The 25965-nt window shown below is 69.0% G+C and carries 27 protein-coding genes and 1 pseudogene; 22 read left to right on the forward strand and 6 right to left on the reverse strand.

The genetic code is table 11. The features are described 5' to 3' along the window. The first annotated feature begins 41 nt into the window (after nt 1-41). The 3 genes from HLB44_RS00280 to HLB44_RS00290 all read left to right on the forward strand — a co-directional run bounded on the left by HLB44_RS00280 (nt 42) and on the right by HLB44_RS00290 (nt 1863). Entirely contained in the window at nt 42-413 is a 372-nt protein-coding gene (locus tag HLB44_RS00280) for a VOC family protein (protein WP_173119433.1), read from the forward strand. A 68-nt stretch (nt 414-481) separates the two neighbouring features. Further along, nucleotides 482-1147 (forward strand): hypothetical protein, encoded by a 666-nt coding sequence (locus tag HLB44_RS00285; protein WP_173119435.1) that lies wholly within the window; start codon nt 482-484, stop codon nt 1145-1147. Further along, nucleotides 1144-1863, forward strand: a complete 720-nt coding sequence (locus HLB44_RS00290; protein ID WP_173119437.1) for a pseudouridine synthase — start codon at nt 1144-1146, stop codon at nt 1861-1863. Before HLB44_RS00285 ends, HLB44_RS00290 begins: the two co-directional genes overlap by 4 nt. A gap of 20 nt (nt 1864-1883) precedes the next feature. Here HLB44_RS00290 and HLB44_RS00295 read toward each other — a convergent pair whose 3' ends face one another. Further along, complete coding sequence (locus HLB44_RS00295) at nt 1884-2240, reverse strand: hypothetical protein (RefSeq protein ID WP_173119439.1); 357 nt, start codon at nt 2238-2240, stop codon at nt 1884-1886. A gap of 83 nt (nt 2241-2323) precedes the next feature. Between HLB44_RS00295 and HLB44_RS00300 the strand changes: the two genes are divergently transcribed. After that, entirely contained in the window at nt 2324-3166 is an 843-nt protein-coding gene (locus HLB44_RS00300; protein ID WP_173119441.1) for a PA4780 family RIO1-like protein kinase, read from the forward strand. Nucleotides 3167-3209: 43 nt separating this feature from the next. Here the strand turns inward: HLB44_RS00300 and HLB44_RS00305 are convergent, their stop codons facing one another. Then, nucleotides 3210-4376 carry an enolase C-terminal domain-like protein gene (locus HLB44_RS00305; protein ID WP_173119443.1) on the reverse strand — a complete coding sequence of 389 codons (1167 nt, stop codon included), beginning with the start codon at nt 4374-4376 and terminating at the stop codon, nt 3210-3212. A gap of 53 nt (nt 4377-4429) precedes the next feature. On the opposite strand from HLB44_RS00305, the gene HLB44_RS00310 reads away from it, so the two are divergent. Then, a complete protein-coding gene (locus HLB44_RS00310) occupies nt 4430-5398 on the forward strand; it encodes a LysR family transcriptional regulator (RefSeq protein WP_343051183.1) in 969 nt (322 codons plus the stop codon). Nucleotides 5399-5566: 168 nt separating this feature from the next. Here HLB44_RS00310 and HLB44_RS00315 read toward each other — a convergent pair whose 3' ends face one another. After that, nucleotides 5567-6481, reverse strand: coding sequence for a LysR family transcriptional regulator (locus HLB44_RS00315; protein ID WP_173119445.1), 915 nt, complete (start codon nt 6479-6481; stop codon nt 5567-5569). An 82-nt stretch (nt 6482-6563) separates the two neighbouring features. Here HLB44_RS00315 and HLB44_RS00320 point away from each other — a divergent pair, with 82 nt between their 5' ends. The 16 genes and pseudogenes from HLB44_RS00320 to HLB44_RS00390 all read left to right on the forward strand — a co-directional run bounded on the left by HLB44_RS00320 (nt 6564) and on the right by HLB44_RS00390 (nt 20477). Then, a complete protein-coding gene (locus tag HLB44_RS00320) occupies nt 6564-7550 on the forward strand; it encodes a 2Fe-2S iron-sulfur cluster-binding protein (RefSeq protein ID WP_173119447.1) in 987 nt (328 codons plus the stop codon). A 5-nt stretch (nt 7551-7555) separates the two neighbouring features. Then, complete coding sequence (gene gtdA / locus HLB44_RS00325) at nt 7556-8602, forward strand: gentisate 1,2-dioxygenase (protein WP_173119450.1); 1047 nt, start codon at nt 7556-7558, stop codon at nt 8600-8602. Nucleotides 8603-8637: 35 nt separating this feature from the next. Next, nucleotides 8638-9333 (forward strand): fumarylacetoacetate hydrolase family protein, encoded by a 696-nt coding sequence (locus HLB44_RS00330; RefSeq protein ID WP_173119452.1) that lies wholly within the window; start codon nt 8638-8640, stop codon nt 9331-9333. Between the two features lie 38 nt (nt 9334-9371). Continuing rightward, a complete protein-coding gene (locus HLB44_RS00335) occupies nt 9372-10631 on the forward strand; it encodes an aromatic ring-hydroxylating dioxygenase subunit alpha (protein WP_173119454.1) in 1260 nt (419 codons plus the stop codon). A gap of 3 nt (nt 10632-10634) precedes the next feature. After that, entirely contained in the window at nt 10635-11117 is a 483-nt protein-coding gene (locus tag HLB44_RS00340) for an aromatic-ring-hydroxylating dioxygenase subunit beta (RefSeq protein ID WP_173119456.1), read from the forward strand. Further along, nucleotides 11114-11431: a non-heme iron oxygenase ferredoxin subunit gene (locus tag HLB44_RS00345; RefSeq protein WP_173119458.1), complete on the forward strand. Its 318-nt coding sequence runs from the start codon at nt 11114-11116 to the stop codon at nt 11429-11431. The genes HLB44_RS00340 and HLB44_RS00345 overlap by 4 nt, the downstream gene beginning before the upstream one ends. 76 nt (nt 11432-11507) lie before the next feature. Then, nucleotides 11508-12668, forward strand: coding sequence for an ABC transporter substrate-binding protein (locus HLB44_RS00350; RefSeq protein ID WP_173119460.1), 1161 nt, complete (start codon nt 11508-11510; stop codon nt 12666-12668). A gap of 6 nt (nt 12669-12674) precedes the next feature. Next, nucleotides 12675-13595: a branched-chain amino acid ABC transporter permease gene (locus tag HLB44_RS00355; protein WP_173119462.1), complete on the forward strand. Its 921-nt coding sequence runs from the start codon at nt 12675-12677 to the stop codon at nt 13593-13595. Between the two features lie 4 nt (nt 13596-13599). Further along, complete coding sequence (locus HLB44_RS00360) at nt 13600-14595, forward strand: branched-chain amino acid ABC transporter permease (RefSeq protein WP_173119464.1); 996 nt, start codon at nt 13600-13602, stop codon at nt 14593-14595. A 65-nt stretch (nt 14596-14660) separates the two neighbouring features. Next, nucleotides 14661-15059 (forward strand): annotated as a pseudogene (locus tag HLB44_RS38300) (ATP-binding cassette domain-containing protein); the annotation flags it as partial. 204 nt (nt 15060-15263) lie between these two features. Further along, a complete protein-coding gene (locus HLB44_RS38305; RefSeq protein ID WP_425500763.1) occupies nt 15264-15341 on the forward strand; it encodes an ABC transporter ATP-binding protein C-terminal domain-containing protein in 78 nt (25 codons plus the stop codon). 10 nt (nt 15342-15351) lie between these two features. Continuing rightward, complete coding sequence (locus HLB44_RS00370) at nt 15352-16080, forward strand: ABC transporter ATP-binding protein (RefSeq protein WP_173119468.1); 729 nt, start codon at nt 15352-15354, stop codon at nt 16078-16080. Nucleotides 16081-16134: 54 nt separating this feature from the next. Then, nucleotides 16135-17538, forward strand: a complete 1404-nt coding sequence (gene dbpA, locus HLB44_RS00375; RefSeq protein ID WP_173119470.1) for an ATP-dependent RNA helicase DbpA — start codon at nt 16135-16137, stop codon at nt 17536-17538. Nucleotides 17539-17549: 11 nt separating this feature from the next. After that, nucleotides 17550-18827, forward strand: a complete 1278-nt coding sequence (locus HLB44_RS00380) for a DEAD/DEAH box helicase (protein WP_173119472.1) — start codon at nt 17550-17552, stop codon at nt 18825-18827. Nucleotides 18828-18888: 61 nt separating this feature from the next. Beyond that, on the forward strand, nt 18889-19152 hold the full coding sequence (locus HLB44_RS00385; RefSeq protein WP_173119474.1) for a helix-turn-helix domain-containing protein: 264 nt from the start codon (nt 18889-18891) through the stop codon (nt 19150-19152). Then, the gene (locus HLB44_RS00390; RefSeq protein ID WP_425500753.1) at nt 19146-20477 is read left to right on the forward strand and encodes a type II toxin-antitoxin system HipA family toxin; all 1332 of its coding nucleotides are present in this window, start codon (nt 19146-19148) and stop codon (nt 20475-20477) included. Before HLB44_RS00385 ends, HLB44_RS00390 begins: the two co-directional genes overlap by 7 nt. A 3-nt stretch (nt 20478-20480) precedes the next feature. Here HLB44_RS00390 and HLB44_RS00395 read toward each other — a convergent pair whose 3' ends face one another. Continuing rightward, nucleotides 20481-22145, reverse strand: a complete 1665-nt coding sequence (locus tag HLB44_RS00395) for an FAD-dependent oxidoreductase (protein ID WP_173119476.1) — start codon at nt 22143-22145, stop codon at nt 20481-20483. A 13-nt stretch (nt 22146-22158) separates the two neighbouring features. Next, on the reverse strand, nt 22159-23289 hold the full coding sequence (locus HLB44_RS00400) for an NAD(P)/FAD-dependent oxidoreductase (RefSeq protein ID WP_173119478.1): 1131 nt from the start codon (nt 23287-23289) through the stop codon (nt 22159-22161). Between the two features lie 156 nt (nt 23290-23445). Between HLB44_RS00400 and HLB44_RS00405 the strand changes: the two genes are divergently transcribed. Then, nucleotides 23446-25227 carry a peptide ABC transporter substrate-binding protein gene (locus HLB44_RS00405; RefSeq protein ID WP_217283491.1) on the forward strand — a complete coding sequence of 594 codons (1782 nt, stop codon included), beginning with the start codon at nt 23446-23448 and terminating at the stop codon, nt 25225-25227. Here HLB44_RS00405 and HLB44_RS00410 read toward each other — a convergent pair whose 3' ends face one another. Continuing rightward, the gene (locus HLB44_RS00410) at nt 25228-25932 is read right to left on the reverse strand and encodes an SDR family oxidoreductase (RefSeq protein ID WP_173119480.1); all 705 of its coding nucleotides are present in this window, start codon (nt 25930-25932) and stop codon (nt 25228-25230) included. Nucleotides 25933-25965 lie beyond the last annotated feature (33 nt).

Consider the following 25965-nt stretch of genomic DNA (forward strand, 5'->3'; position numbering starts at 1 on the left):
CCGCTGCGAGACTCGCGCGACCCACTCCAGGAGGCCACGCGATGGTTATCGATCACCTCGGCTTCAACCTGACCGACTATGCGAAGGGCAAGGCGTTCTTCCTGCAGGCGCTGCAGCCGCTGGGCCTGCAGATCACGATCGAGGCCGAAGGCTGGGCGATGATCGGCCGGCGCGGCGAAGGCGAGCTGTGGATCGGCTCGTTCGGCGGCAGCCCGGGGCCGATCCACGTCGCCTTCTCGGCTGCTAACCGCGAACAGGTGCGGCAGTTCCACGCCGCCGCATTGGCCGCCGGAGGCAAGGACAACGGCGCGCCCGGCATCCGCGAGCGCTACCACCCGAACTACTACGCGGCCTACGTGATCGGGCCGGACGGGCACAACATCGAGGCGGTGTGCCATCGGCCGGAGGGCTGAAGACACCCTTGCCCGCGCCCGCCCGGCAGGCGAATAATCCCGGCACCCTGGGCTGCCGGAGAAACTGCATGATCGAACGATTTTTCGTCAAGGGCGCGCGCTTCAACTGGGCCGCACCCAGCGCCATCAGCACCCAGCCGCAGGATGGGTCGATCGTCGTCAGCCCGCCGGTGACGGCGCCGATGTTCTACGTCGGCCTGGACGACGAGGTCGTCGACCACAGCCTGCCGAACGTGTCGACGCTCGGTTTCCGCAAGGACATGGGCATCCCGTACACCTGGCTGAACTACATCCACGGCCGCACCGCGAAGGTGTCCACGATGGGCGACGTGTTGACCGGCTTCATGAGCGGCTGCTGGATCACCACCTGGACCGACTTGAACGGGCGCTGGGTCGGGCACCTCGGCACCATCGAATCCGTCGGCAAGACCCAGCCGCCGAACTCGACCGTGAAGAACACCTTCGCGCAGGCGATGCCGCTGACGGTCACGGGCTACAACCCGGCGCTGGCCTTCGATGCCGGCGACATCATGCCGCTGATGGCGAAGATGCGCGGCAAGCCCAGCGGCCAGGTATTGAGCCTGGTGACCGCCGCCAACGACTTCTATTCGATCCTGCTGCTGGAGCGCATGGACGAGCGCGGCATCTGGATCTGCGCCGGCAAGAAGCAGATGCCGCCCGTCGCGCACGGCGTGATGTCGCTCGAACTGATCACGACACGCCCGCGCCGTTGACGCAAACCTGCACCGACGCGCCGCTGCGGCTGCTGCACCTCGACGATCACCTGGTGGCGATTCACAAGCCGCCCGGGTTGCTGGTGCATGCGTCGGCGCTCGATGCGCACGAGACGCGCAACGCGCTCGACCTGCTGCGCGCGCAGCTCGGCCTGGCGTTGTGGACGGTACATCGGCTCGACAAGCCGACCTCCGGCGTGCTGCTGTTCGCGCGCAGCGTGCAGGCGGCGCGCGCGCTGGGGGAGGCCTTCGAGGCCGGCCGGGTGCACAAGCGCTACCTGGCGCTGGTGCGCGGCTGGCCGGCGGCCGAGGGCGAGATCGACCAGGCGCTGGCGCGCGACCCCGAGTTGCCGTCGGCCGTGCAGCCGCGCCTGCCGGCGCTCACGCGTTACCGCCGGCTGGCCTGCCACGAGTGGCCGTTTCCCGACGGCCGCCACGCCACCAGCCGCTATGCGCTGCTCGAGGTCGAACCGCTGACCGGCCGGCGGCACCAGATTCGCCGCCATTTCAAGCACATCGCGCATCCGCTGGTCGGCGACAGCACGCACGGCAAGGGGGCGCACAACCGCGCGGTGGCCGAATGGCTGGGCGTGGCGCGGCTGTGGCTGCATGCGAGCCGGCTGGAGGTGCCGGGCTTCGACGGCCGCGCCCCGATCGTGATCGAGGCGGCCGCCGGCGGCGAATGGCAGCGCCTGCTGCAGGCGACCCCCGCTTGAGCCGGGGCCTGCCCGCGCGTTCAGTGCGGTTTCTTGGGCGACTGGCCGCCGCCGGTCGCCAGGTCCTTGCCCTCGATGCCGGCAAACAGCTTCGCGGCGCGCACCTTGATGTCGAGCAGTTCGTTCGCGGTGACGCTGTAGCGCCCGCTGAACAGGTCGACGCGCACGCCGAACTCGACGTCCTTGCCGCCATGCGACAGCACGCCGCTGGTGAAGGCGTAGTCCGGCAGCGCCGCGGGAATGCCTCTGGCCTTGAGGTCGTAGTTGTCGTAGACCACGTCGTAGATTTCGCCGCTGGCGAGGTCCAGCGAAGCGGTGGAATGGACGATCTCTTCATCGAGCTCGTCGACCAGGGCAATGGGTACTTTGAGGTGCATGAGTCGGATTCTGCCTCTTGGTCGAATAGCGACACCCGGCGGCCCGGCGCAGCCCCTTTCGGGAAAGGCCCGAGAATCGCGCCATGAAATCTCCCGCCCGCCTGCAGGCCCTGATTGCCGAAGGGCTGATCGACAGTGTCGTGCGCCGGCTCAAGAGCGGCAAGGAAGCCGACGTTTACGTGGTGCGCTGCGGCGACGAGACGCGCGCGGCCAAGGTCTACAAGGAAGCCCACAAGCGCAGCTTTCGCCAGGCGGTCGACTACACCGAGAACCGCAAGGTGCGCAACAGCCGCCACGCCCGCGCGATGGCCAAGGGCACCGCCTTCGGCCGCCAGCAGCAGGAAGCCGCCTGGCAGAGCGCCGAAGTCGATGCCTTGTACCGCCTGGCCGCCGCCGGCGTGCGCGTGCCGCAGCCCAACAACTTCCACGAGGGCGTGCTGCTGATGGAGTTGGTGGCCGACCACCAGGGCGACGCCGCACCGCGCCTGAACGACCTGCCCTTCAGCGACGCCGAGGCGCTGCAGCACCATGACACGCTGATCGGCGAAGTGGTGCGCATGCTCTGCGCCGGCGTGATTCACGGCGACTTGTCGGAGTTCAACATCCTGCTGGCCGCCGATGGCCCGGTGATCATCGATCTGCCGCAGGCGGTGGACGCCGCCGGCAACAACCACGCCCCGCGCATGCTGATGCGCGATGTCGACAACCTGCGCAGCTTCTTCGGCCGCTATGCGCCGGCGCTGCTGGCGACGCAGTACGGTCCCGAGATCTGGTCGCTCTACGCCAGTGGCCGGCTGGTGCCCGACATGCCGCTGACCGGCCGCTACGAGCACCAGGCCGGCGCCGTCGACCTGTCGGGCGTGCTGCGCGAGATCGAGGATGCGCGGCTCGAAGAGGCGGCGCGGCTGGAACGGATGAGCGCCTGAAGCTCGCGGCTTTCCTGAACCGGAGCTTGGCCCTCCTCGCCGGTCAATCCGACAGCGCCTTCATCTCCCGGTACAGATCGGCCTTGCCTTCGAAGCCGATGCCGGGCAGGTCGGGCAACGTGACGTAGCCGTTGTCGACCTTCACCCCGTCCGGGAAGCCGCCGAACGGCTGGAACAGGTCCGGGTAGGACTCGTTGCCGCCCAGGCCCAGGCCCGCGGCGATGTTCAGCGACATCTGGTGGCCGCCGTGCGGGATGCAGCGGCTGGCCGACCAGCCGTGCTCCTTCAGCATGTCGAGCGTGCGCAGGTACTCGACCAGTCCGTAGCTCAACGCGCAATCGAACTGCAGCCAGTCGCGGTCCGGGCGCATGCCGCCGTAGCGGATCAGGTTGCGCGCGTCCTGCATCGAGAACAGGTCCTCGCCGGTGGCCATCGGATTCTTGTAGTAGTTGCGCAGCGTGGCCTGCAATTCGAAGTCGAGCGGGTCGCCCGGCTCCTCGTACCAGAACAGGTCGTACTGCGAGAGCGCCTTGGCGTACTGGATCGCGGTGTCGAGGTCGAAGCGTCCATTGGCATCGACGCACAGCTTCTGCCCATCCTGCAGCACGCTCAGGATCGAATCGATGCGGCGCAGGTCCTCGTCGAGCGAGGCGCCACCGATCTTCTTCTTGACGACGGTGTAGCCGCGGTCGATGTAGCTGCGCATCTCGTCCTTGAGCTTCTGGTGGTCCTGCCCGGGGTAGTAGTAGCCGCCGGCGGCGTAGACGAAGATCTTGCGATCGGGCTTGCCATTGCCGTAGCGGTCGGCGAGCAATTGGAACAGCGGCTTGCCCTCGATCTTGGCGACCGCATCCCACACGGCCATGTCGATCGTGCCGATGGCCACCGAACGCTCGCCATGGCCGCCCGGTTTTTCGTTGGTGAACATCGTGTTCCAGGCCTGGTGCGGATCGAGGTTCCTGCCCGTCGCGTCGACCAGCGCGTCCGGGGCCGCCTCCATCAGGCGCGGGATGAAACGCTCGCGCATCAGCTTGCCCTGCCCATACCGGCCGTTCGAGTTGAAGCCATAACCGACGACCGGCTTGCCGTCGCGGACGACGTCAGTGATCACGGCCACGAGGCTCAGCGTCATCTTGCTAAAGTCGATGTACGCATTGCGGATCGGGCTGGCGATGGCAATGGTCTTCTCTCGAATCTCGACGATCTTCACGGGCGTCTCCGGTGTGTGTTGGGGTGACGGAATGATCGGCGGCGCGGCGCGGCGTGACCAATGCCGTTTATCTCGTCTTTGATGCCCTGAAAGCACCGCCCGTGACCATGAACCTGTCCTGGCTCGATGACTTCATGGCACTCGCGGCGACCGGAAACTTCTCGCGCGCTGCAGACGAGCGCCACATGACACAACCGGCCTTCAGCCGCCGCATCCGCGCGCTGGAGGAGTGGCTCGGTGCCGAGCTCTTCGACCGCAGCTCGCAGCCGGCACGCCTGACCGAAACGGGACACTGGTTTCGCAAGATCGCGCAGGAACTGCAGGCGCAGGTCGCCAAGGTGCCGGGCGAGGCGCGTGCCATCGCCGAGGCCAGCTCGACGACGCTTCGATTCGCCGCCACGCATGCCCTGTCGTTCACTTTCCTGCCGCGCTGGCTGCGGCAGCTGGAGGCGCACACCAACCTCGGACCGGTGCAACTGGTGTCCGACGTGCAGCAGCGCTGCGAGGCGCTGCTGCTGCACAAGCAAGTGCAGTTCGTGCTGGCGCACGGGCACCCGCAGGTGAAGGGGCCGCTGGACGAGGCGAGCTGTCCCTTCCTGGTCGTCGGCTCGGATCAGCTGATTCCGGTGTCCGCCACGGACGGCAATGGGCAGCCGACGCACCTCATTCCCAGTGACGGCAAGGCGGCCGGCTTGCAGATGCTCGGCTACAGCGCCGAGTCCGGCGTGGGGCGGATCCTTCGCGCGATGAAGGGCCCTGAACTGGAACGCCTGCGTGCGCAGCAGGTGCTGACGGCGCACCTGGCCTCGGTGCTGAGAACCATGGCGCTCGATGGGCGCGGCCTCGCATGGCTGCCCGCCCTCCTGATCGGCGACGACATCGCAGCAGGCCGACTCGCCGTTGCCGCGCCCGACGCCTGGCGGATCGACCTGGAGGTCCGGTTGCACCGCGACCACGCAGCGCTGGGCCGGGCTGCAGAAGGATTCTGGGAGGCTGCGAAGGCGGCTTCGGACGCTGCTTGAAGCCGCTGCGGTGCTTTGAAGGCATCAAAGCAAACAAGACAGGCATTGGCCTTGGCCAAGGCGCCCCACGATCATTTGTCCATCCGCCAACACGGCTCGATCCTCATCAAGGCCGCGGGCGCCTATGCCGACTGAGCGGTCCTCCGGCAGCGTTTCGATCGGCTCCGATCAGCCGCCGCCCTCGTCGACGAAGGTGTCGAACACCAGCGTGCGCAGCCAGTGGTTGTCGGGCGCGCGGTGGAACTTGGCGTGCCAGAAGACGTTGATCGCCACCTCCGGCAGCTTGGCCGGATGCGTGTGGCTGGCCAGCCGGAACGGCTCGGTCATGCGCTGCGCGAGCCGCTCGGGCACCGTCGCCACCAGGTCGGTCGTCTGCAGGATGTGGCCGATCGCCACGTAGTGCGGCACCGTCAGGCGCACGTGGCGGTGGATGCCGCTGCGCTCGAGCAGCTCGTCGACCTTGCCGTGCCCGGTGCCGGGTGACACGACGACCAGGTGCTCGGCCGCCGAGAACTCGGCCAGCGAGATCTTCTTCTTGTCGAGCCGGTGGCCCTGGCGCATCAGGCATACGTAGCGCTGCTTGAACAGTCGCCGCTGGAAGAAGCCGGCCTTCAGCTGCGGCAGCAGCCCGATCGCCAGGTCGACCTTGCCGGCCTCCATCTCGTCCTTCAGGTTGACCGCGGTGTTGCGCACCGTGCTCAGTGACACGCCCGGCGCCTGCTGCCGCAGGCGCTCCATCAGCGTGGGCAGGAAATAGATCTCGCCGATGTCGGTCATGCCGATGGTGAACGAGCGCGTGCTGCTCGCCGGCTCGAACGCACTGCGCTGGTTCAGCGCGCTGTGGATCATGCCGAGCGCGTAGGTCACCGGCTCGGCGAGCTGCTCGGCGAACGGCGTCGGCTGCATGCCGGTGGGCGTGCGCAGGAACAGCTCGTCGCCGAGCAGCTTGCGCAGGCGCGCCAGCGCGTTGCTGACGGCCGGCTGCGTGAGCCCGAGGTTGTCCGCCACTTTCGACACCCGCCGCTCGACCAGGAGCTGGTTGAAAAGCACCAGCAGGTTGAGGTCGAGGTCGCGCAGCTCCATCGCCGCTCCATTCACATCGGTGATGTCATGTATTCAAGTCATTCTATTGGCTGAATGACGGCCGGCGCCGATCATGCGGCTCATGGAAGTCACGATCCACCCTCTGCAACGCGTGCTGCACGTGCAGCCGGGCGCCAACCTGCTCGAGGTGCTGCGCGAGCACCAGGTGCCGATGTCGTACAGCTGCATGGCGGGGCGTTGCGGCACCTGCCGCTGCAAGGTGCTCAGCGGCGACGTGCTCGACGGCGGCCAGGCGATGCAGCGGCCGCTCGACGGCGAGGCGGCGTTCGTGCTGGCCTGCCAGACCTTTCTCACCGAGCCCTGCACGATCCAGATCCCGGAGCCCGACGAGATCGTCGTGCACCCCGCGCGCATCGTGAAGGCGACCGTGCTGTCGATCGAGGACATGACGCACGACATCAAGCGGCTGCGGCTGAAGCCGGCCAAGCCGCTGGTCTTCTCGCCGGGCCAGTACGCGCAGCTGCAGTTCACGCCCGAGTTTGTGCGGCCGTATTCGATGGCCGGGCTGGCGGATGACGACACGCTGGAATTCCACGTCCGGCTGGTGCCCGACGGCCGCGTCACCGGCTACATCGCTAACACGCTGAAGGTCGGCGATGCGGTGCGCGTCAGCGGCCCGCTCGGCTCGGCCTACCTGCGCCGCAAGCACGACGGCCCGATGCTGTGCGTGGCCGGCGGCACCGGGCTCGCGCCGATCCTGTCGATCATCCGCGGCGCGGTTGCCGGCGGCATGGCCAACCCCATCCACCTGTACTTCGGCGTGCGCTCGCCGCGCGACGTTTATGGCCTGGCGTGGCTGGAGCACTTGCGCGGCCTGCACCCCGCGCTGCACCTGCACGTGGTGGTGACCGGCGGCGCCGACCCGCGCCGGCATCGCGCCGGCCTGGTCACCGATGCGATCGAAGCCGACCTGCCGCAGCTCGACGGCTGGCGCGCCTACCTCTGCGGCTCGCCGCCGATGGTGGAGGCGGCCACGCTGCTGGCCAAGCGCAAGGGCATCGCGCCCGAGCGCATGCATGCCGACGCCTTCTACACCCAGGGAACCTGAACACCATGGCCACCACCGCCCATTCGCCCGCGGCGCTGCGCGAGCGCCGCGCCTACTACGAGCGCATCGGCCGCCACAGCATGACGCCGCTGTGGGAGGTGCTCGACGCGCTGGTGCCGCCGGCGCCGCGCTCGCCGGTCGTGCCCGCGCTCTGGCGTTATGCCGAGGTGCGTGAGCAGGTGCTCGAAGCCGGGCGCCTGATCAGCGCCGAGGAGGCCGAGCGCCGCGTGCTGATCCTCGAGAACCCGGCGCTGCGCGGCGAGTCGTGCATCACGCAATCGCTCTACGCCGGCCTGCAACTGATCCTGCCCGGTGAAGTGGCCCCGGCGCACCGCCATGCGCAGTCGGCGCTGCGGCTGGTGCTCGATGGCCAGGGCGCCTACACCGCGGTCAACGGCGAGCGCACCACGATGCGCCGCGGCGACTTCATCATCACCCCGGCCTGGACCTGGCACGACCACGGCAACTTGGGGAACGAGCCGGTGGTGTGGCTGGACGGCCTGGACATTCCGCTGCTGCGCTTTCTCGATGCCGGCTTCGCCGAGAAGACCGAGCAGGCGGTGCAGACCCCCCTGCGCCCGGAAGGCGACGCGCTGGCGCGCTACGGCGCCAACATGGTGCCGGTGGACTTTCACCAGACGCCGCAGGAGCCCACCCGCGTCTTCGTCTATCCGTACGAACGCACGCGCGCCGCGCTAACGGCCATTGCGAGCGGCACACCCGACCCGCACCTGGGCTTCAAGCAGCGCTTCGTCAATCCGGCCACCGGCGCCTCGCCGATGCCGACCATCGGTGCCTTCGCGCAGTGGCTGCCCGCCGGCTTCGAGACCCGGCCGCTGCGCAGCACCGACGGCACCGTCTGCGTCTGCCTGGAAGGCGAAGGCGAGGCGTTGGTCGGCGACGAGGTGCTGCGCTTCGCCGAGAACGATGTCTTCGTCGTGCCGTCGTGGCACACGCTGCGGCTGCACGCCAGCCGCGACACGCTGCTGTTCAGCTACTCCGACCGGCCGGTGCAGCAGGTGCTCGGCCTGTGGCGCGAGCAGCGGCTGTAGATCTCCACGCCTTCTTCATCCGAACCAAAGCCCCCATGAACTACGCCGTCCCCGTTCCGCCCGTTTTTTCGCTCAGCGTCGCCGGGCGCGACGAGCGCTTCCCGGTCAACCGCGTCTTCTGCGTCGGCCGCAACTACGCCGCGCATGCCCGCGAGATGGGCAAGGACCCGGACCGTGAGCCGCCGTTCTTCTTCATGAAGCCGGCCCACGCGGTGGTCGACGCGTCGCGGCCGGCGAGCGTGCCCTACCCGCCGAAGACCGCCAACTACCACCACGAGATCGAGCTCGTCATCGCCATCGGCGAGGGCGGCCGCGACATCGCCGTGGCGAATGCGCTGGCGCATGTCTACGGTTATGCCGTCGGCCTGGACATGACGCGGCGCGACCTGCAACTGGAAGCGCGTGACAAGGGCCGGCCCTGGGAGTTCGGCAAGTCGTTTGCGCGGTCGGCACCGATCGGGGCGCTGCGGCGCGCCGCGGATGGCGGCCACCCCGGCGACGGCGCCATCACGCTGACGGTCAACGGCCAGCCGCGCCAGGCGTCCGACATCTCGAAGCTGATCTGGTCGGTGGCCGAATGCATCGCGACGCTGTCGCAGTACGAGGCACTCGAGCCCGGCGACCTGATCATGACCGGCACGCCCGAGGGCGTGAACGCCGTCGTGCCGGGCGACGTGATGAAGGGCGCCATCGCCGGCCTCGGCGAGATCGAAGTCCGGGTCGACGCCTGATCCGCGTTCGAGCACGCACGCCAGCCAGGAGACACGCAATGAGCGAGACATCCACCGTCTTTCCGTCGACTCCGCAGTGGGAGGGCGACGGCACGCACCGGATCCCGTTCCTGACCTACACCAGCGACGCGCTGTACCAGCGCGAGCTGGAGCGCTTCTTCTACAAGGGCCACTGGTGTTACGTCGGCCTGGAGGCCGAGGTGCCGAATGCCGGCGACTTCAAGCGCACGGTGGTCGGCGAGCGCTCGGTGATCATGGTTCGCGATGCCAGCGGCGCGATCAACGTCGTCGAGAATGTGTGCGCCCACCGCGGCATGCGCTTCTGCCGCGAGCGACACGGCAACCGCAAGGATTTCGTCTGCCCGTACCACCAGTGGAGCTACACGCTCAAGGGCGACCTGCAGGGCGTGCCGTTCCGCCGTGGCGTCAAGCAGGACGGGCAGGTGCATGGCGGCATGCCGGCAGACTTCAAGACCAGCGAGCACGGGCTGACGAAGCTGCAGGTGGCGACGCGCGGCGGTGTGGTCTTCGCGTCGTTCGATCCCGAAGTCGAGTCTTTTGAAAGTTATCTCGGCCCGGCGATCCTCGGCTACTTCGATCGGCTGTTCAACGGCCGCACGCTGAAGATCCTGGGCTACAACCGCCAGCGCATCCCCGGCAACTGGAAGCTGATGCAGGAGAACATCAAGGACCCGTACCACCCGGGCCTGCTGCACACCTGGTTCGTCACCTACGGCCTCTGGCGCGCCGACAACAAGTCCCAGCTGCGCATGGATTCGAGGTTTCGCCACGCGGCGATGATCTCCACGCGCGGCACCGCCGGCCAGGCCGGGCAGGTGACGCAGGTGTCGAGCTTCAAGGCCGACATGCAGCTCAACGACCCGAGCTTCCTCGACATCGTGCCCGAGCCGTGGTGGGGCGGACCGACCGCCGTGATGACCACCATCTTCCCGAGCGTGATCCTGCAGCAGCAGGTCAACAGCGTCTCGACGCGCCACATCCAGCCCAGCGGCCACGGCAGCTTCGACTTCGTCTGGACGCACTTCGGCTTCGAGGACGACGACGAGGAGATGACGCAGCGCCGGCTGCGCCAGGCCAACCTGTTCGGCCCGGCCGGCTTCGTCTCGGCCGACGACGGCGAGGTGATCGAGTTCTCGCAGCAGGCCTTCGAGAGCAAGCCCTTCCACCGCACGCTGGCCGAGCTGGGCGGCCACGCGGTGGAGGACACCGAGCACATGGTGACCGAGACGCTGATACGCGGCATGTACCGCTACTGGCGGGACGTGATGGAGGCCTGAGCGATGAGCACGACCCTGAACTTCGACGACTGGCTGGCGCTGACACAGCTGTACGCCGACTACGCCAGCGCGGTCGATTCCGGCCACTGGGCGCTGTGGCCCGAGTTCTTCATCGACGACTGCGTCTACCGGCTGCAGCCGCGCGAGAACCACGAACGTGGCTTCCCGCTGGCCACGTTGTCGTTCACCAGCAAGGGCATGCTGAAGGACCGTGTCTACGGCATCACCGAGACACTGTTCCACGACCCCTACTACCAGCGCCACGTGGTGGGCACGCCGGTGATCCGCAGCGTCGACGAGGATCGCATCCGCTGCGAAGCCAACTACGCGGTGTTCCGCACCAAGCTGTCGGAGGCCTCGACGGTGTTCAACGTCGGCCGCTACCTGGACACGGTGGTGCGCACGCCGCAAGGCCTGAAGTTCGCGTCGCGCGAGTGCATCTACGACAGCGAAATGATCCCCAACTCGATCATCTACCCGATATGAGCACCACCACCTGGATCGACGCGCTGGCGACCGATGCGCTGCCCACCGACGACGTGATCGGCATCGAAGTCGATGGCCGCGACATCGCGCTCTACACCGTCGGCGACGCGGTGTACGCCACCGACAACCTCTGCACGCACGGCCACGCCCGGCTGTGCGACGGCTTCCTCGAAGGCCATGAAATCGAATGCCCGCTGCACCAGGGCAAGTTCGACGTGCGCGACGGCAAGCCGACCTGCGAACCGGCGACCGAGCCGCTGCGCCACTACCCCGTGAAGATCGAAGGCTCGCGCGTGTTCGTGCGCCTCGACTGACCCCGCCGCATTCCAGCCGCCACGGCGTCTCCACCGGGACGCCGCTGAGCGGAGCTCACCCTGAAGGAGACAGACCATGCGCCATGCCGTCACCGCCCTCGCGCTCGCGCTCGCGGGCACCCTCATCACCGCCAACGCCGCCACCATCGGCCTGATGGCCCCGTTGTCCGGCCCGCAGGCCCTCGTCGGCCAGGACCAGGTCGACGGCTTCATGCTGGCGCTGGAGCAGCTCGGCGGCAAGCTCGGTGGCCAGCCCGCCAGCGTGCTGAAGGAGGACGACCAGCTCAAGCCCGAGACCGGCCAGCAGATCGTGCGCAAGTTCATCGACAAGGACAAGGTCGACGCGATCGTCGGCCTGAGCTTCTCGAACGTGCTGATGGGCAGCCTGCCGCGCCTGGCCGAATCGGGCACGGTTGCGATCGCCACCAATGCCGGCCCGTCGCCGATCGCCGGCGCCCAGTGCAAGGCCAACGTCTTCTCGGTGGCCTGGCAGAACGACGGCGCGGCCGAAGCGATGGGCACGTTCGCGCAGGAGCGCGGCGTCAAGCGCGTCTACCTGATGGCGCCGAACTACCAGGCCGGCAAGGACATGCTGGCCGGCTTCAAGCGCTTCTTCAAGGGCGAGGTCATCGGCGAGACCTACACGCAGGTCAACCAGGCCGACTACGCGGCCGAGCTGGCGCAGCTGCAGGCCGCCAAGCCCGACGCGGTGTTCGTCTTCTATCCCGGCGGCATGGGCGTCAACTTCGTCAAGCAGATGGGCCAGGCCGGCCTGTCGGCGAAGCTGCCGCTGTACTCGGTGTTCACCGTCGACGGCACGACGCTGCCTTCGCTGCGCGAAGCGGCCGCCGGTACGATCAGCGGCGCGATGTGGGATGCGGCGCTCGACACGCCCGGGAACCGCAAGTTCGTCACCGCCTTCGAGGCCAAGTACAAGCGCACGCCGAGCGAATACGCCGCCACCGGCTACGACGCGGCGAACCTGCTCGATGCGGCACTGCGCAAGCTCGGCGGCAAGTCGGGCGACGCCAAGGCGCTGGCCGCGGCGGTGAAGGCCGCGGGCAGCGAGTTCAGCTCGGTGCGCGGGCCCTTCCGCTTCAACAACAACAACCTGCCGGTGCAGAACTACTACGCCTTCGAAGCCGCGAAGGACAACGGCAAGCTCGCGGTGCGGCAGATCGGCACGCCGCTGAAGGCGCACGCCGACGCGTACCACGGCCAGTGCCCGTTGAAGTGAGCGGCCATGAGTCTGACGCTGCTCTTCGCGCAGCTGCTGAACGGCCTGCAGTACGGCGTGCTGCTGTTCCTGCTGGCGGCCGGGCTGACGCTGGTGTTCGGGATCATGAGCTTCGTGAACCTCGCGCACGGCTCGCTGTACATGCTGGGCGCCTATGCGGGCGCGGTGGCCTACGGCGCCAGCGGATCGTTCGTGCTCGCGGTGCTGGCGGCGGCGGCCAGCGCGCTGCTGCTGGGACTTGTGCTCGAGCTGACGGTGGTGTCGCGGCTGTACCGGCGCGATCACCTCGACCACGTGCTGGCCACCTTCGGGCTGGTGCTGTTCTTCAACGAGCTGGTCCGCCTGGTCTGGGGGCCGCAGCCGTACTTCGTGCAGGTGCCGCAAGTGCTGTCGGGCACCGTCGAGCTGCTGGGCTTCAGCTATCCGTCGTACCGCTTCGCGATCATCGCGGTGGGGCTGCTGGTCGCGCTGGGCTCGTACGCGCTGATCCACAAGACGCGGCTGGGCATGCTGATCCGCGCCGGCGCGCAGAACCCGCAGATGGTGGGCGCGCTGGGCGTCAACATCCGCCTGCTCAATGCGCTGCTGTTCGGGCTCGGCGCGATGCTCGCCGGCGTGGCCGGCGCGATGGCCGGGCCGATCCTGTCGGTGCAGTCCGGCATGGGCGAGCCGGTGTTGATCACCACGCTGGTGGTCATCGTGATCGGCGGCATCGGCTCGGTCAGCGGCGCGTTCTATGCGTCGCTGATCGTCGGCCTGGTCGACACGCTGGGCCGCGCGTTCCTGCCGATGGCCTTGCGGCAGGTGGCCGAGCGCTCGCTCGCCGACGCGGCCGGCCCGGCGCTCGCATCGATGAGCGTGTACCTGCTGATGGCGCTCGTGCTGGCCTGGCGGCCGCAAGGGCTCTTTCCGGCGCACCGGGGGTGAAGTGATGATGTCCAAGCTGATTCGACCCGGCACGCTGCTGCCGCTGCTGCTGCTCGCAGCGCTCGGCGTGCTGCCCTTCGCGGCCACGGCGCTCGAGCAGCCGTTCTGGATCGCGTTCTTCGCGCGCATCGTGATCTACGCGATCGCCGCCACCGCGTTGAACCTCGCGCTCGGCTACGGCGGCCTCGTCAGCTTCGGCCACGCGCTGTTTCTCGGCCTCGGCGCTTACGCGGTCGCGCTGCCGTCGTTCCACGAGGTCGGCAGCGGTGTCGTGCACCTGCTGGTCTGTCTGGCGGTGTGCGGCTTCGCGGCGCTGGTGACCGGGATCATCAGCCTGCGCACCTCGGGCATCGCCTTCATCATGATCACGCTGGCCTTCGCGCAGATGGGCTACTTCCTGCTGGTCAGCCTGAAGCACTACGGCGGCGACGATGGCCTGTCGATCACCCACACCAGCCGCTTCGGCGCGCTGAACCTCGGCTCGCCGCTGGCGGTGTACGGCGTGGCGTTCGTGGTGCTGGTGCTGGCCACGTGGTGGTTCGCACGGCTGCGCATCGCACCGTTCGGCATGGCGCTGCGCGGTGCGCGCCAGAATCCGCGCCGCGTCAACGCCATCGGCCTGCAGGCGCTGCGCGTGCAGCTCGTCGCCTACGTGCTGTCGGGCATGTTGTGCGGCGTGGCCGGGCTGCTGCTGGCCAACTTGAACGCCTACGCCTCGCCCAGCACGCTGGCCTGGACGGTCTCCGGCGAGCTGATCGTGACGGTGGTGCTGGGCGGCATGGGCAGCGTGTGGGGGCCGCTGCTGGGCGCCCTGGTATTCCTCGGCCTCGAGGAGGTGCTCAAGGGCTGGACGGAGCACTGGATGATCGTGTTCGGGCCGCTGATCGTGCTGATGGCGCTGGCCGGCAAGCAGGGCCTCGCCGGCTGGCTGCAGCGGCTCGATGGGCTGCGGCCGGCGCCCCTGCCCGCCGCACCGGTCATCGCCCCGGGAGACGCGTGATGGCGGCGCTGCGAACCGAAGGCCTCGTCAAGCGTTATGGCGCGCTGCTGGTCACCGATCACGTCAGCCTCGATATTCGAGCCGGCGAGCTGCACGCGGTGATCGGCCCCAACGGCGCCGGCAAGACCACGCTGATCAACCAGCTGAGCGGCGAGCTGCCGGCCGACGCGGGCAGCATCCGCTTCGAGGACGCCGACATCAGCGCGCTGCCGGTGCACCAGCGCGCGCGGCGCGGGCTGCTGCGCTCGTACCAGATCACCTCGATCTTCGAGGAGTTCAGCGTGCGCGAGAACGCGACGTTGGCCGCGCTCGGCGCGCGCGCTCAGGTGATGGGGTTCTGGCGACCGATGCTGTCGGATCGGGCGTCGAAGCAGGCGGCGCAGCAGGCGCTGGCCGCCACCGGGCTGCTGCAGCGCGCCGAGCTGCCGGCCGGCGAGCTCGGGTATGGCGAGCGGCGCCAGCTCGAGCTGGCGATGGCGCTCGCCGCGCAGCCGAAGTTCCTGCTGCTCGACGAACCGATGGCCGGCATGAGCGTGCAGGAGTCGGCGGCGGTGATCGCGCTGCTGAAGGGGCTGAAGCGCCACTACACGATCCTGCTCGTCGAGCACGACATGGATGCGGTGTTCGCGCTGGCCGATCGCATCAGCGTGCTGGTGTACGGCCGCGTGATGTTCACCGGCACGCCCGACGAGATCCGCAACCATCCCGAGGTGCGCGCGGTGTACCTCGGCGAAGAGACGCTGTGAGGGCGCGACGATGAGTGCCTTTCTTTCGGTGCAGGGGCTGCAGGCCGGCTATGGCCGCGCGCAGGTGCTGTTCGACGTCTCGCTCGAGGTCGAGCCGGGCCAGGTGGTGACGCTGCTGGGCCGCAACGGCATGGGGCGCTCGACGACGGTGAAGTGCCTGTTCGGCCTGCTCGCGGCGAGTGCCGGCCGGATCGTCGTCGGCGGCACGCAGGTGCTGGGCGAGGCACCGCACCGCGTCGCGCGGCGCGGCCTCGCGCTGGTGCCCGAAGGCCGGCAGATCTTCACCGGCCTGACGGTCGAGGAGAACCTGGTCGCCACCGCGCGCGGCGCACAGCCGCGCGACTCGCGGCCCGGCGCCTTGCGGCCGTGGACGCTGGAGCGGATCTACGGCTTCTTCCCCCGGCTGCAGGAGCGGCGCGGCAACCTGGGCTGGCAGCTGTCGGGGGGCGAGCAGCAGATGCTGGCGATCGGCCGCGCGTTGATGACCAACCCGCGGCTGCTGGTGCTCGACGAGGCCACCGAGGGGCTGGCGCCGGTGATCCGCGAAGAGATCTGGCGCACGCTGGCGGAGCTCAAGCGGGAGGGCCTGGCGCTGATCGTCATCGACAAGAACATCGGCCATTTGCTGCGCCTGGCCGATCGGCACCACGTGATCGAGAAGGGCCGGATCGTCTGGCAGGGCGACTCCGATGCGCTGCGGGCGCAGCCGCAGATCGTGCATCAATACCTCGGCGTCTAGGGTGTCCCGGACCCGGCCTGCGGGGCGCCGGGCCGCGGTCCCCGACAATCCCGCATGACCGAACGTTCCCCTGCCCCACCCGCGGGCCGCGCTTTCCAGGACCTTCCCCTCTCCCCGGCCGTGCTGGAAAACCTGCAGCGGCTGGGTTACGAGCAGATGACGCCGATCCAGGCGGCCAGCCTGCCCTTGGCGCTGGCGGGCAAGGACCTGATCGCGCAGGCCAAGACCGGCAGTGGCAAGACGGCTGCCTTCGCACTGCCGCTGCTGGCCAACCTGAACCCGCGGCACTTCGCGGTGCAATCGCTCGTGCTCTGCCCCACGCGTGAGCTCGCCGAGCAGGTGACGCAGGAGATCCGGCGCCTGGCCCGCGCCGAGGAGAACATCAAGATCATCACGCTGTGCGGCGGCGCGACGATGCGCCCGCAGCTCGCCAGCCTGGCGCATGGCGCGCACGTGGTGGTGGGCACGCCGGGCCGCATCCTCGACCACCTGGCGCGCGCGAGCCTGGCGCTGGACGCGTTGAACACGCTGGTGCTCGACGAAGCCGATCGCATGCTGGACATGGGCTTCGCCGACGACATCGCCACCGTGATCGGCCACTGCCCGAAGCAGCGCCAGACGCTGCTGTTCTCGGCCACCTATCCCGACGACGTGATGAAGCTGGCCAGCCGCTACCTGCGCGAGCCGCAGGAAGTGAAGCTGGCCGAGCGTCACGCGGCCACCAAGATCCGCCAGCGCTTCTACGAGGTGAAGGACAGCGAGCGCCTGCACGCCGTGGGCCTGCTGCTGAACCACTACCGGCCGGTCAGCACGCTGGCCTTCTGCAACACCAAGCAGCAGTGCCGCGACCTGGTGGCCGTGCTGCAGGCCGAGGGCATCGTCGCGCTCGAGCTGCACGGCGACCTGGAGCAGCGCGAGCGCGACCAGGTGCTGGTGCAGTTCGCCAACCGCAGCTGCAGCGTGCTGGTGGCCACCGACGTGGCCGCGCGCGGGCTCGACATCGCGCAGCTCGAAGCGGTGATCAACGTCGACATCACGCCCGAGGCCGAGCTGCACACGCACCGCGTCGGCCGCACCGGCCGCGCCGACGAAGCCGGCTGGGCCTTCAACCTGGCCAGCATGGACGAGATGGACCGCGTCGGCCGCATCGACCAGATGCAGGGCAGCGACAGCGTCTGGCACCACCTGAACGAGCTGACGCCGGCGGACGCCGAGCCGCTGCACCCGCCGATGACGACGCTGCAGATCCTCGGCGGCCGCAAGGAAAAGATCCGCCCCGGCGACGTGCTGGGCGCGCTGACCAAGGACCACGGCTTCCAGGTCGAGCAGATCGGCAAGATCAACATCAACGAGTTCTCGACCTACGTGGCCGTCGAGCGCGGCATTGCCAAGGAGGCGCTGCGCAAGCTGAACAACGGCAAGGTGAAGGGCAAGACGGTGAAGGCGAGGTTGCTTTGACCGGAGCGGCCTTGACGACTTCGCCGTTCGCGGCGCTCGGGCTCTCACCCGCGCTGGTGCGCGCCGCGGGTGAGCGGGGTTACGCCGAGCCGACCGCGATCCAGGCGGCGGCGATTCCGGCGCTGCTCGAAGGCCGCGACGTGATCGCCTCGGCGCAGACCGGCTCGGGCAAGACGGCGGCGTTCGTGCTGCCGATGCTGCAGCAGCTGGAGAGCGCGCCGCGCGGCGCGCCGCGGCGCCTGCGCGCGCTGGTGCTGGTGCCGACGCGCGAGCTCGCGGCGCAGGTGGCCGAGTCGATCGACGGCCTCGCCGAACACATCGCTGTGCCGGCGCTGAAGCTGGCCTGCGTGTTCGGCGGCGTATCGATCAATCCGCAGATGATGGGCTTGCGCGGCGGCGCCGATGTGGTGGTCGCCACGCCAGGCCGCCTGTTGGACCTGATAACGCACAACGCGCTCGGCCTGGCCTGGGTCGAGATGCTCGTGCTCGACGAGGCCGATCGGCTGCTGGACGCGGGCTTTGCCGACGAGCTGGCGCGCATCGTCGCGCTGCTGCCGCGGCGGCGGCAGAACCTGCTGTTCTCGGCCACCTTCCCGCCCGCGGTGCAGGCGCTGGCGCAACGCCTGCTGCGCGATCCGGTGCGGATCGAGGTGGCGTCGCAGCCGGGGGGTGCGCCAGCCAGTGCGCCGGCCGTGACGCAGCATGCGGTGGAAGTGGACGCGGCGCGGCGCACGGCCTTGTTGCGCCACCTGATTCAGAAGGGACAGTGGACGCGCGTGCTGGTCTTCGTCGCCACCCGGTACGCCACCGAACACGTGGCCGACAAGCTGTGCCGCACCGGCCTGGCGGCGGCGGCTTTCCATGGCGACCTGAGCCAGGGCGCGCGCACGCAGGCGCTGGCGGACTTCAAGGCCGGCCGGCTGCAGGTGGTCGTCGCCACCGACATGGCCGCGCGCGGCCTGCACATCGAGCAGTTGCCGGTGGTCGTCAACTACGACCTGCCGCGCTCGGCGGTGGACTACGTGCACCGCATCGGCCGCACCGCGCGCGCGGGAGAGAGCGGGCTCGCGGTGAGCTTCGTCAGCGCCGACACCGAAGCGCATTTCCGGCTGATCGAGAAGCGCCAGGGCCAGCGCGTCGAGCGCGAGCGCATCGCCGGCTTCGAGCCGACGGAGCCCACCGAGGCGGCCGCGCCGGTGGCCGATCCCGCCGGCGGCATCAAGGGCAAACGCAAGAGCAAGAAGGACAAGCTGCGCGAGTCGGCGGCGCGCGCGATTCAACAGCCGTAGCTTGTTTTAGGCAATTACAAGGCAGGTGTTATATTCGGCCAATACAAGCGGAGACTTGTTCATGGACTACCCGCTGAAGATGGCCGACCAGCTGCGCCCGCAGCTGCGCGCGCTGCGCAAGCAGCGCGGCATGACGCAGGCCCGGCTCGGCGAGGCGATCGGCGTCACGCAGGCGCGCATCGTCGAGATCGAGGCCAACCCCGGCGTCGTCAACCTGCAGCAGATCATGCAGGTGCTCAATGCGCTGGGCGCCGCGCTGGTGATTCGCGACACCGACGAGCCCGCCGCGAAGGCCGAGCCCGGGGCCCGGCAGGGTCAGTGGTGAGCGCCAGCCTCGCCGCCTGGATGAACGGCCAGCTCGTCGGCACCTGGACCGTCGACCGCGGCGCGCATCGATTCACCTATCACCGGTCGTGGCTCGATTCGCCGAAGCGGCGCGCCCTGTCGCTGTCGCTGCCGATCACGCCGGCGCTCGAGATCCGCGGCGCGGCGGTGGCGAACTACTTCGACAACCTGCTGCCCGACAACGAGAAGATCCGCGAACGGCTCGGGCGGCGCTTCAAGACCCGCTCCACCGATGCCTTCGCGCTGCTCGAGGCGATCGGCCGCGACTGCGTCGGCGCGGTGCAGTTGCTGCCCGAAGGCGCCGAGCCCGCGGGTTGGGACCGCATCCACAGCGAGCCGCTGAGCGAAGCGCAGGTGGCCGGCCTCCTGCGCGCGGTGCCCTCCGATTCGGTGCTCGGCCAGGAGGCGGACGACGATCTGTTTCGCATCTCGCTCGCCGGCGCGCAGGAGAAGACCGCGCTGCTGTTCCGGGACGGTGCGTGGCACCAACCGCACGGCGCCACGCCGACGACGCACATCCTCAAGCTGCCGCTGGGTCTGGTCGGCGGCTCGCGGCGCGTCGACCTCGGCGACTCGGTGGCCAACGAGTGGCTGTGCGCGCAGATCCTCTACCAGCTCGGCTTGGCCGTCGCGCGCACGGAGATGTGGCGCTTCGAGGACCAGCAGGCGCTGGTCGTGACCCGCTTCGACCGCGCCTGGCAGAAACACTCCGACGGGCACCCCGACGGCCGCGACTGGATCGCGCGCCTGCCGCAGGAAGACCTCTGCCAGGCGCTGGGCTACCCGCCGAACCGCAAGTACGAGAAGGACGGCGGCCCCGGCATCGCCGATTGCATGCGCCTGCTCGCCGGCGGCGATCCGGGCGACCGCGGCTTGTTCGCGCTGGCCCAGCTGACCTTCTGGCTGATGGCCGCCACCGACGGTCACGCCAAGAACTTCTCGATCTTCCTGCAGCCGGGCGATGCCTACGTCGCGACGCCGCTGTACGACGTGCTGTCGATCTTCCCGTACATCGGCGACGCGCCGAACCAGTTCCGCTGGCGCCGCGCCGAGCTGGCCTTCGCGCTGCGCGCGAAGAACGTGCACTACGACCTGCACGGTATCCACGCCCGGCACTGGCACGCGCTGGCGCTGCAGCATGGCGGCGCGCCCGTGTGGCAGCGGATGCTCGGGCATGTCGACGGCGTGGAGGCCGCGCTGCAGCGTGTGGAAAACGATCTGCCGGCGGACTTTCCGCGGCGCACGTGGCTCGCGATTTCGCGCGGGATGCGCGAACAGGTGAAGCGCTTTCGCGGCGGGCCCTGAGCCTCAGCCGGCCGGCGCGCTGGCGGCGTGCGCCAGGAACTGGTGCACGAAGGCGATGGCCATGCTGCCTTCGCCGACCGCCGCGGCGACGCGCTTGACCTGGCTGGAGCGCACGTCGCCACAGGCAAAGATGCCGGGCACGCTGGTCTCCAGCAGGTAGGGGTCACGCGCCAGCGGCCAGCGGCCCGCCTTGGCCGCCGCCTCGCCGGTCAGCACGTAGCCGCTCCGGTCGCGCAGGATCGCGTCGGGCAGCCAGCCGGTCTCGGCATCGGCGCCGATGAAGACGAACACGCCGCCACTGTCGACGCGCCGGACCTCGCCGCTGGTCCGGTTCACCAGGTCGATGGCCGTCAGCAGCTTGTCGCCATGCGCCGCGCGCACCTCGTGCTGCAGCTCGACCCGGATGTTGGGCTTGCTGCGGATCTGCTCGATCAGGTAGTGCGACATGCTGGCCTCGAGGCGGCCGCCCCGCACGATCAGCGAGACCGTGCGTGCGTGGCTGGCGAAGAACATCGCCGCCTGGCCGGCCGAGTTGCCGGCGCCGATCAGGTGGATGTCCTGCCCTTGCGTGGCGCCGGCCTCGCTGCGCGAAGCGCCGTAGTAGACGCCCTTGCCCAGCAGGCGATCGAACCCTTCGGTGTCCAGCCGGCGCCAGCTGACACCGGTGGCCACGATGAGCGAGCGGCCACGCACCGGCTCGCCGCCATCGAGGATCACGACCTTGGCCGCCGGATCGATGCCGACCGCGTTGCGCGTGACCATGATCTCGGCACCCAGGCGGCGCGCCTGCTGCAGCGCACGGCGCGCCAGCTCTTCGCCCGATACGCCCGTCGGGAAGCCGAGGTAGTTCTCGATGCGCGACGAGGTTTCCGCCTGGCCGCCCGGTGCCTCGCGCTCGATCACCAGCGTGCGCAGGCCTTCGGAGGCGCCGTAGACCGCCGCGGCCAGGCCGGCAGGGCCGCCGCCGATGATGATGGTGTCGTACTCGGTGCCGCGGGCATGCGTCTGCAGGCCGAGCTTGTCGGCGACGTCGCGTATGCAGGCGTGCAGCAGCACGCTGCCGTCGTCGCAGGCCAGCGCCGGCAGGTCGGCCTCGGCCAGCGCCGGCCCGGGCCAGCGCTGCGCCAGGTCGGGCGCATCCGGCGCGAGCCAGTCGTGCGAGATCTGGTTGCGGGTGAGGAAGGTCCGCAGCGCCCGCGCCCCGTCGTCCCATTGCTGCCCGACCAGCAGCGCGCGCACCTTGGTCGGCGCGGTGGCGATGCCGCGCAGCCCGCCGATGCGCTCGCTGGCCACCGCGGCCACATGGGTCAGCACCGCGGGCGACGCGGCGGCCAGCGTGTGGAACTGGCGTGCCGAGATCTCCATCACGCGCGAGGGCTCGGTCGCGCGGTAGCTGCCCTGGAACGGCGTGCCGAAGGTGATCGGCACCTCGCCGAACATCTGGCCGGGCTGCCGCACGCCGATGGCCCGCTCGACGCCGTCGATCAGCTTGGTGACTTCGATGTGGCCGGACAGCACGACGAACAGCGCCCGTTCGGCGCCTTCGTGCACGGCGTACTCGCCCGGGGCCAGCCGCAGGTCACCGGCCCCTTGCGTCAGGCGCACCAGGTCGTCGCGGGCCACCGAGGCCAGGAAGGGAATCGTCTCGAGGTCGTGAAGCGAGATCATGCGGACTGAGCGGCTACAGCCCGAACCAGCGCGCGCTGCGGCTCGCGCCGAACCGGACCTTGTCCTCGCGCAGGGCCACGTCCGGTTCGTGATAGGTGCCGGTGGGCTTGGGGCCGGAGAAGAAGTCGACATCGACGCGCCCGATCCGCCCGGCACCGAACTCGATGTAGCAGGTGCCCTTGCCGTCGTAGAGGCCAAGGTCGCTCTCGCCGCGGATGCGCGAGATCAGCGTGGTGGCCACCGCCCTGGCCTCGCCCTCGGCGAAGACGCCGGCTTTCGGCGTGCCGGTATTGGCCAGGTCGCCGACGGCATAGACGTTCTCGAACTTGGTCTCCAGCGTCCGGGGATTGACGGTCACCCAGCCGTCTTCGGTCAGGCCGCTGGCCACGACCACGGCCGGCGCGCGGTGCTTGGGCACACCCAGGAACAGGTCGTAGGGCAGTTCGCTGCCGTCGTCGAGCGACGCGACGCGCCGACCCGCGTCGACAGCGGTCACGCGGCGGTTCGGCATGAACGTGATGCCGCGCTCGGCAAACGCGGCCATCAAGGCCTTGGAGGTCTCCGGCGAGGGCGGCACCGGGCTCGGCAAGGGCAGCACGAACGTGATCTCGCACTGTTCACGAACACCGCGGGTGAGCAGCATGTCATGCAGCATCAGTGCGCATTCGCTCGGCGCGGGCGGGCACTTGTACGGCGCCCCGCACACACCGACGAGCGCGCGGCCCTTCGAGAACGTGGGCAGGACCTCGCGCAGGCGCAGCGCACCGGCGACCGAGTAGAACTCGTTGGCATCGGCGAGCCCGGGGGTGGCGGCGATGTGGTAATCGGCGCCCAGCGCGACCACCAGGTAGTCAGCGTCGTGGGTGCCGGCATCGGTGGTCACGCGCCGGGTGGCGGGGTCGATGGCCTGCACGGTCTCCCGCAGCAGCCGCACGCCCGGCTTGGCGAAGTGACGGTACGGCAGGCGCACCGCGTCCAGCGTCGTGCGGCCGAACATCACATCGAGCTTCGAGTAGCCGAAGACGAAGGCATCGCTCTGGTCGATCAGCGTCACCTCGACATCCTGGCCAAGTGACTCCGACAGGATCGTGCTCAGTTCCAGACCGGCGAAGCCGGCGCCCAGGACGGTGATCCTTGCTTTCATGGTTCCCTCCGCGCCGGTGACGAACCAGCGTCGGCGATCGTAACTCTCGAGCAGTCATTGCAGCGGCATCAGCCGCCGCCGGGCTGCGCCCCGATTGCCCTGCGATCGATGCAGCCCTAGGATGCCGCGCGACCTGTCGTCGCGCGGAGTCCGGCCATGCGCAAAGTGCCACTGTGCCACTGGATCGACCAGGTGAAGCAGGGTGCATGGCCTCGCCGCGCCTTCATCGAACGCATGACCGGCCTGGGCCTGACGCTGCCGATGGCCGGCTTCCTGCTGCTGAACGCCGGCGTGGCGCAGTCGCAGCCCGCGGCCTACAAGCCCACTCGGCGCGGCGGCGGCGGTACGCTGCGCATGCTGGAGTCGCAAGGCCCCACGCTGCTGAACCCGCACTTCGCCACCGGGCTGAAGGACAACACCGGCTCGCGGATCTTCTATGAACCGCTGGCGGAATGGGACGCCGAAGGCAACCTCGAAGCGGTGCTGGCGGCCGAGATTCCCAGCCGCGCCAACGGTGGCCTGGCGGCCGATGGCCGCAGCGTCGTCTGGAAGCTGAAGAAGGGTGTCACCTGGCACGACGGCCAGCCCTTCACCGCCGACGACGTCCTCTTCAACTGGCAATACGCCACCGACCCCAACACCGCCAGCGTCACGCTGGGCAGCTACGGCAACCTGAAGATGGAGAAGGTCGACTCGCACACCGTGCGCGTGGTGTTCGACAAACCTTCGCCGTTCTGGCCCGGGCAATACAGCCAGGTGATGCTGATTCCGAAGCACCTGTTCGGACCCTACATCGGCGCCAGGTCGCGCGAGGCGCCGCACAACAACCGGCCGGTCGGCACGGGCGCCTACAGCTTCGTCGAGTTCCAGCCCGGCGACCTGCTGCGCGCCGCAATCTACGCCAAATACCACCTCCCGCTGCGGCCGCACTTCGACGCCATCGAGATGAAGTCCGGCGGCGATGCCGTCTCGGCCGCGCGGGCCGTGCTGCAGACCGGCGACTACGACTTCGCCGGCAGCCTGGTCCTCCCCGAGGACGTGGCCGAACGCCTGGAAGCCACGGGCAAAGGCCGCCTGCAGGTAATGAGCGGCAGCGCCACGGCAGCCATCTACCTGAACTTCACCGACCCGAATACCGTGGTCGACGGCGAACGCTCGCACCCCAGCACGCGCCACCCGCTGTTCAGCGACCCGGCCGTGCGCCGCGCCGTCGGGCTGCTGATCGACCGCGAGAGCCTGCAGCGCCATGTCTACGGCCGACAGGGCCAGGCCACCACCAACTTCATCAACAACCCGTCGCGTTATCGCAGCCCGAACACGAAGGCCGAATACAGCGTCGAAAAGGCCAAGGCCGTGCTCGACGCTGCGGGCTGGAAGCCCGGCCCCGACGGCGTGCGCGCGAAAGACGGCAAGAAGCTGACGCTGCTGTTCCAGGGCAGCGTGGGTGCGGTGGGCCAGAAGCTGCAGGCGGTGGTGAAGCAGGCGGCGCAACAGGCCGGCATTCAGATGGAACTGAAGGCGGTGGTACCGAGCGTCTTCTTCTCGTCGGACATCGGCAACCCCGACACCTACGGCAAGTTCTACGCCGACATGCAGACCTACAACTGGACCAACACCAGCCCCGACCCCGAAAACCTGATGCAATGCTTCCTGTCGACGCAAGTCGCCTCGAAAGCCAACAAGTGGCTGGGCCAGAACATGGTGCGCTGGCAGAACAGCGAATTCGACGCCGCCTTTCGCGCCGCGGAAACGGAGCTCGACCCGGTCAAGCGCGCGGCGCTCTTCATCCGCATGAACGACCTGGTGGTGGCTGACGGCTACGTGATTCCGGTGCTGGCGCGCACGTCGATGCGCGCACTGGCGAAGAACCTGGTGGCACCGCTTTCGCCGTGGCGCAACGACATGGCGTCGTTGCCCCATTGGTACCGAGACAGCTGATCAGGCGCCCTGCGGCAGATAGCTCGGCCTGGCCGCCGTCATCCCGCGCTTGACCTGCAGCGTCAGCTCATCGGCCAGCACCTCGTCGAGGCCCGCTTCGAGTCCGTCGAGCGCACGCCCGACGATCTGCTCGGGGCTGGTCTTCGGGACATCGAATCCGCGCGTCAGGTCGGTATCGACGTAGGCCATGTGCAGTGCCAGCACCTGCGTCTTCTGCGCCGCCAGTTCATTGCGCAACGCATTCGTGAGCGACCACGCCGCGGACTTGCTGGCCGAATAGGCGGCCAGCTCGCCGCCGTTCACCCACGAGGCGACCGACAGCACATTGAGCAATGCGCCGCCGCCATTGGCCTTGAGAACCGGCGCAAAGGCCTTGCTCAGGCGCAACATCGCGAAGAAGTTGGTCTCGAAGATGCGCCGCGTCACGTCTTCGCTGTCCGGCGCCAGGAATCCCCCGGGTTGGGCGATGCCGGCGTTGTTGATCACCAGTGTCACGTCCGACGCCAGCGCTGCGGCGGCCGACACGTCGTCGGGCTTGGTCACGTCGAGTCGCAGCGGCTGAACACCGGATTCGATGACAGTGACGGGGTCGCGTGCGCCGGCGTAGACCTTGCGGGCACCGCGGGCGAGCAACTCGCGCGCGAATGCCAGGCCGATGCCACGATTGGCACCGGTGACGAGGACAACGGCATTCTCGATCTTCATAACAAACTCCAAGAGTGTGTGTGGGTGGGGGGT

Origin of the sequence: Pseudaquabacterium terrae (assembly GCF_013266755.1) — a bacterium.
Taxonomy (GTDB): domain Bacteria; phylum Pseudomonadota; class Gammaproteobacteria; order Burkholderiales; family Burkholderiaceae_C; genus Pseudaquabacterium; species Pseudaquabacterium terrae.

Coding starts and splice junctions, on each gene's coding strand:
- HLB44_RS00355 (WP_173119462.1), top strand. CDS start 12,675: ATGAGTCTGACGCTGCTCTTCGCGCAGCTGCTGAACGGCCTGCAGTAC.
- HLB44_RS00285 (WP_173119435.1), top strand. CDS start 482: ATGATCGAACGATTTTTCGTCAAGGGCGCGCGCTTCAACTGGGCCGCA.
- HLB44_RS00350 (WP_173119460.1), top strand. CDS start 11,508: ATGCGCCATGCCGTCACCGCCCTCGCGCTCGCGCTCGCGGGCACCCTC.
- HLB44_RS00405 (WP_217283491.1), top strand. CDS start 23,446: ATGCGCAAAGTGCCACTGTGCCACTGGATCGACCAGGTGAAGCAGGGT.
- gtdA (WP_173119450.1), top strand. CDS start 7,556: ATGGCCACCACCGCCCATTCGCCCGCGGCGCTGCGCGAGCGCCGCGCC.
- dbpA (WP_173119470.1), top strand. CDS start 16,135: ATGACCGAACGTTCCCCTGCCCCACCCGCGGGCCGCGCTTTCCAGGAC.
- HLB44_RS00330 (WP_173119452.1), top strand. CDS start 8,638: ATGAACTACGCCGTCCCCGTTCCGCCCGTTTTTTCGCTCAGCGTCGCC.
- HLB44_RS00400 (WP_173119478.1), bottom strand. CDS start 23,289: ATGAAAGCAAGGATCACCGTCCTGGGCGCCGGCTTCGCCGGTCTGGAA.
- HLB44_RS00370 (WP_173119468.1), top strand. CDS start 15,352: ATGAGTGCCTTTCTTTCGGTGCAGGGGCTGCAGGCCGGCTATGGCCGC.
- HLB44_RS00345 (WP_173119458.1), top strand. CDS start 11,114: ATGAGCACCACCACCTGGATCGACGCGCTGGCGACCGATGCGCTGCCC.
- HLB44_RS00315 (WP_173119445.1), bottom strand. CDS start 6,481: ATGGAGCTGCGCGACCTCGACCTCAACCTGCTGGTGCTTTTCAACCAG.
- HLB44_RS00385 (WP_173119474.1), top strand. CDS start 18,889: ATGGACTACCCGCTGAAGATGGCCGACCAGCTGCGCCCGCAGCTGCGC.
- HLB44_RS00360 (WP_173119464.1), top strand. CDS start 13,600: ATGATGTCCAAGCTGATTCGACCCGGCACGCTGCTGCCGCTGCTGCTG.
- HLB44_RS00320 (WP_173119447.1), top strand. CDS start 6,564: ATGGAAGTCACGATCCACCCTCTGCAACGCGTGCTGCACGTGCAGCCG.
- HLB44_RS00335 (WP_173119454.1), top strand. CDS start 9,372: ATGAGCGAGACATCCACCGTCTTTCCGTCGACTCCGCAGTGGGAGGGC.
- HLB44_RS00280 (WP_173119433.1), top strand. CDS start 42: ATGGTTATCGATCACCTCGGCTTCAACCTGACCGACTATGCGAAGGGC.
- HLB44_RS00300 (WP_173119441.1), top strand. CDS start 2,324: ATGAAATCTCCCGCCCGCCTGCAGGCCCTGATTGCCGAAGGGCTGATC.
- HLB44_RS00295 (WP_173119439.1), bottom strand. CDS start 2,240: ATGCACCTCAAAGTACCCATTGCCCTGGTCGACGAGCTCGATGAAGAG.
- HLB44_RS00395 (WP_173119476.1), bottom strand. CDS start 22,145: ATGATCTCGCTTCACGACCTCGAGACGATTCCCTTCCTGGCCTCGGTG.
- HLB44_RS38305 (WP_425500763.1), top strand. CDS start 15,264: ATGTTCACCGGCACGCCCGACGAGATCCGCAACCATCCCGAGGTGCGC.
- HLB44_RS00340 (WP_173119456.1), top strand. CDS start 10,635: ATGAGCACGACCCTGAACTTCGACGACTGGCTGGCGCTGACACAGCTG.
- HLB44_RS00410 (WP_173119480.1), bottom strand. CDS start 25,932: ATGAAGATCGAGAATGCCGTTGTCCTCGTCACCGGTGCCAATCGTGGC.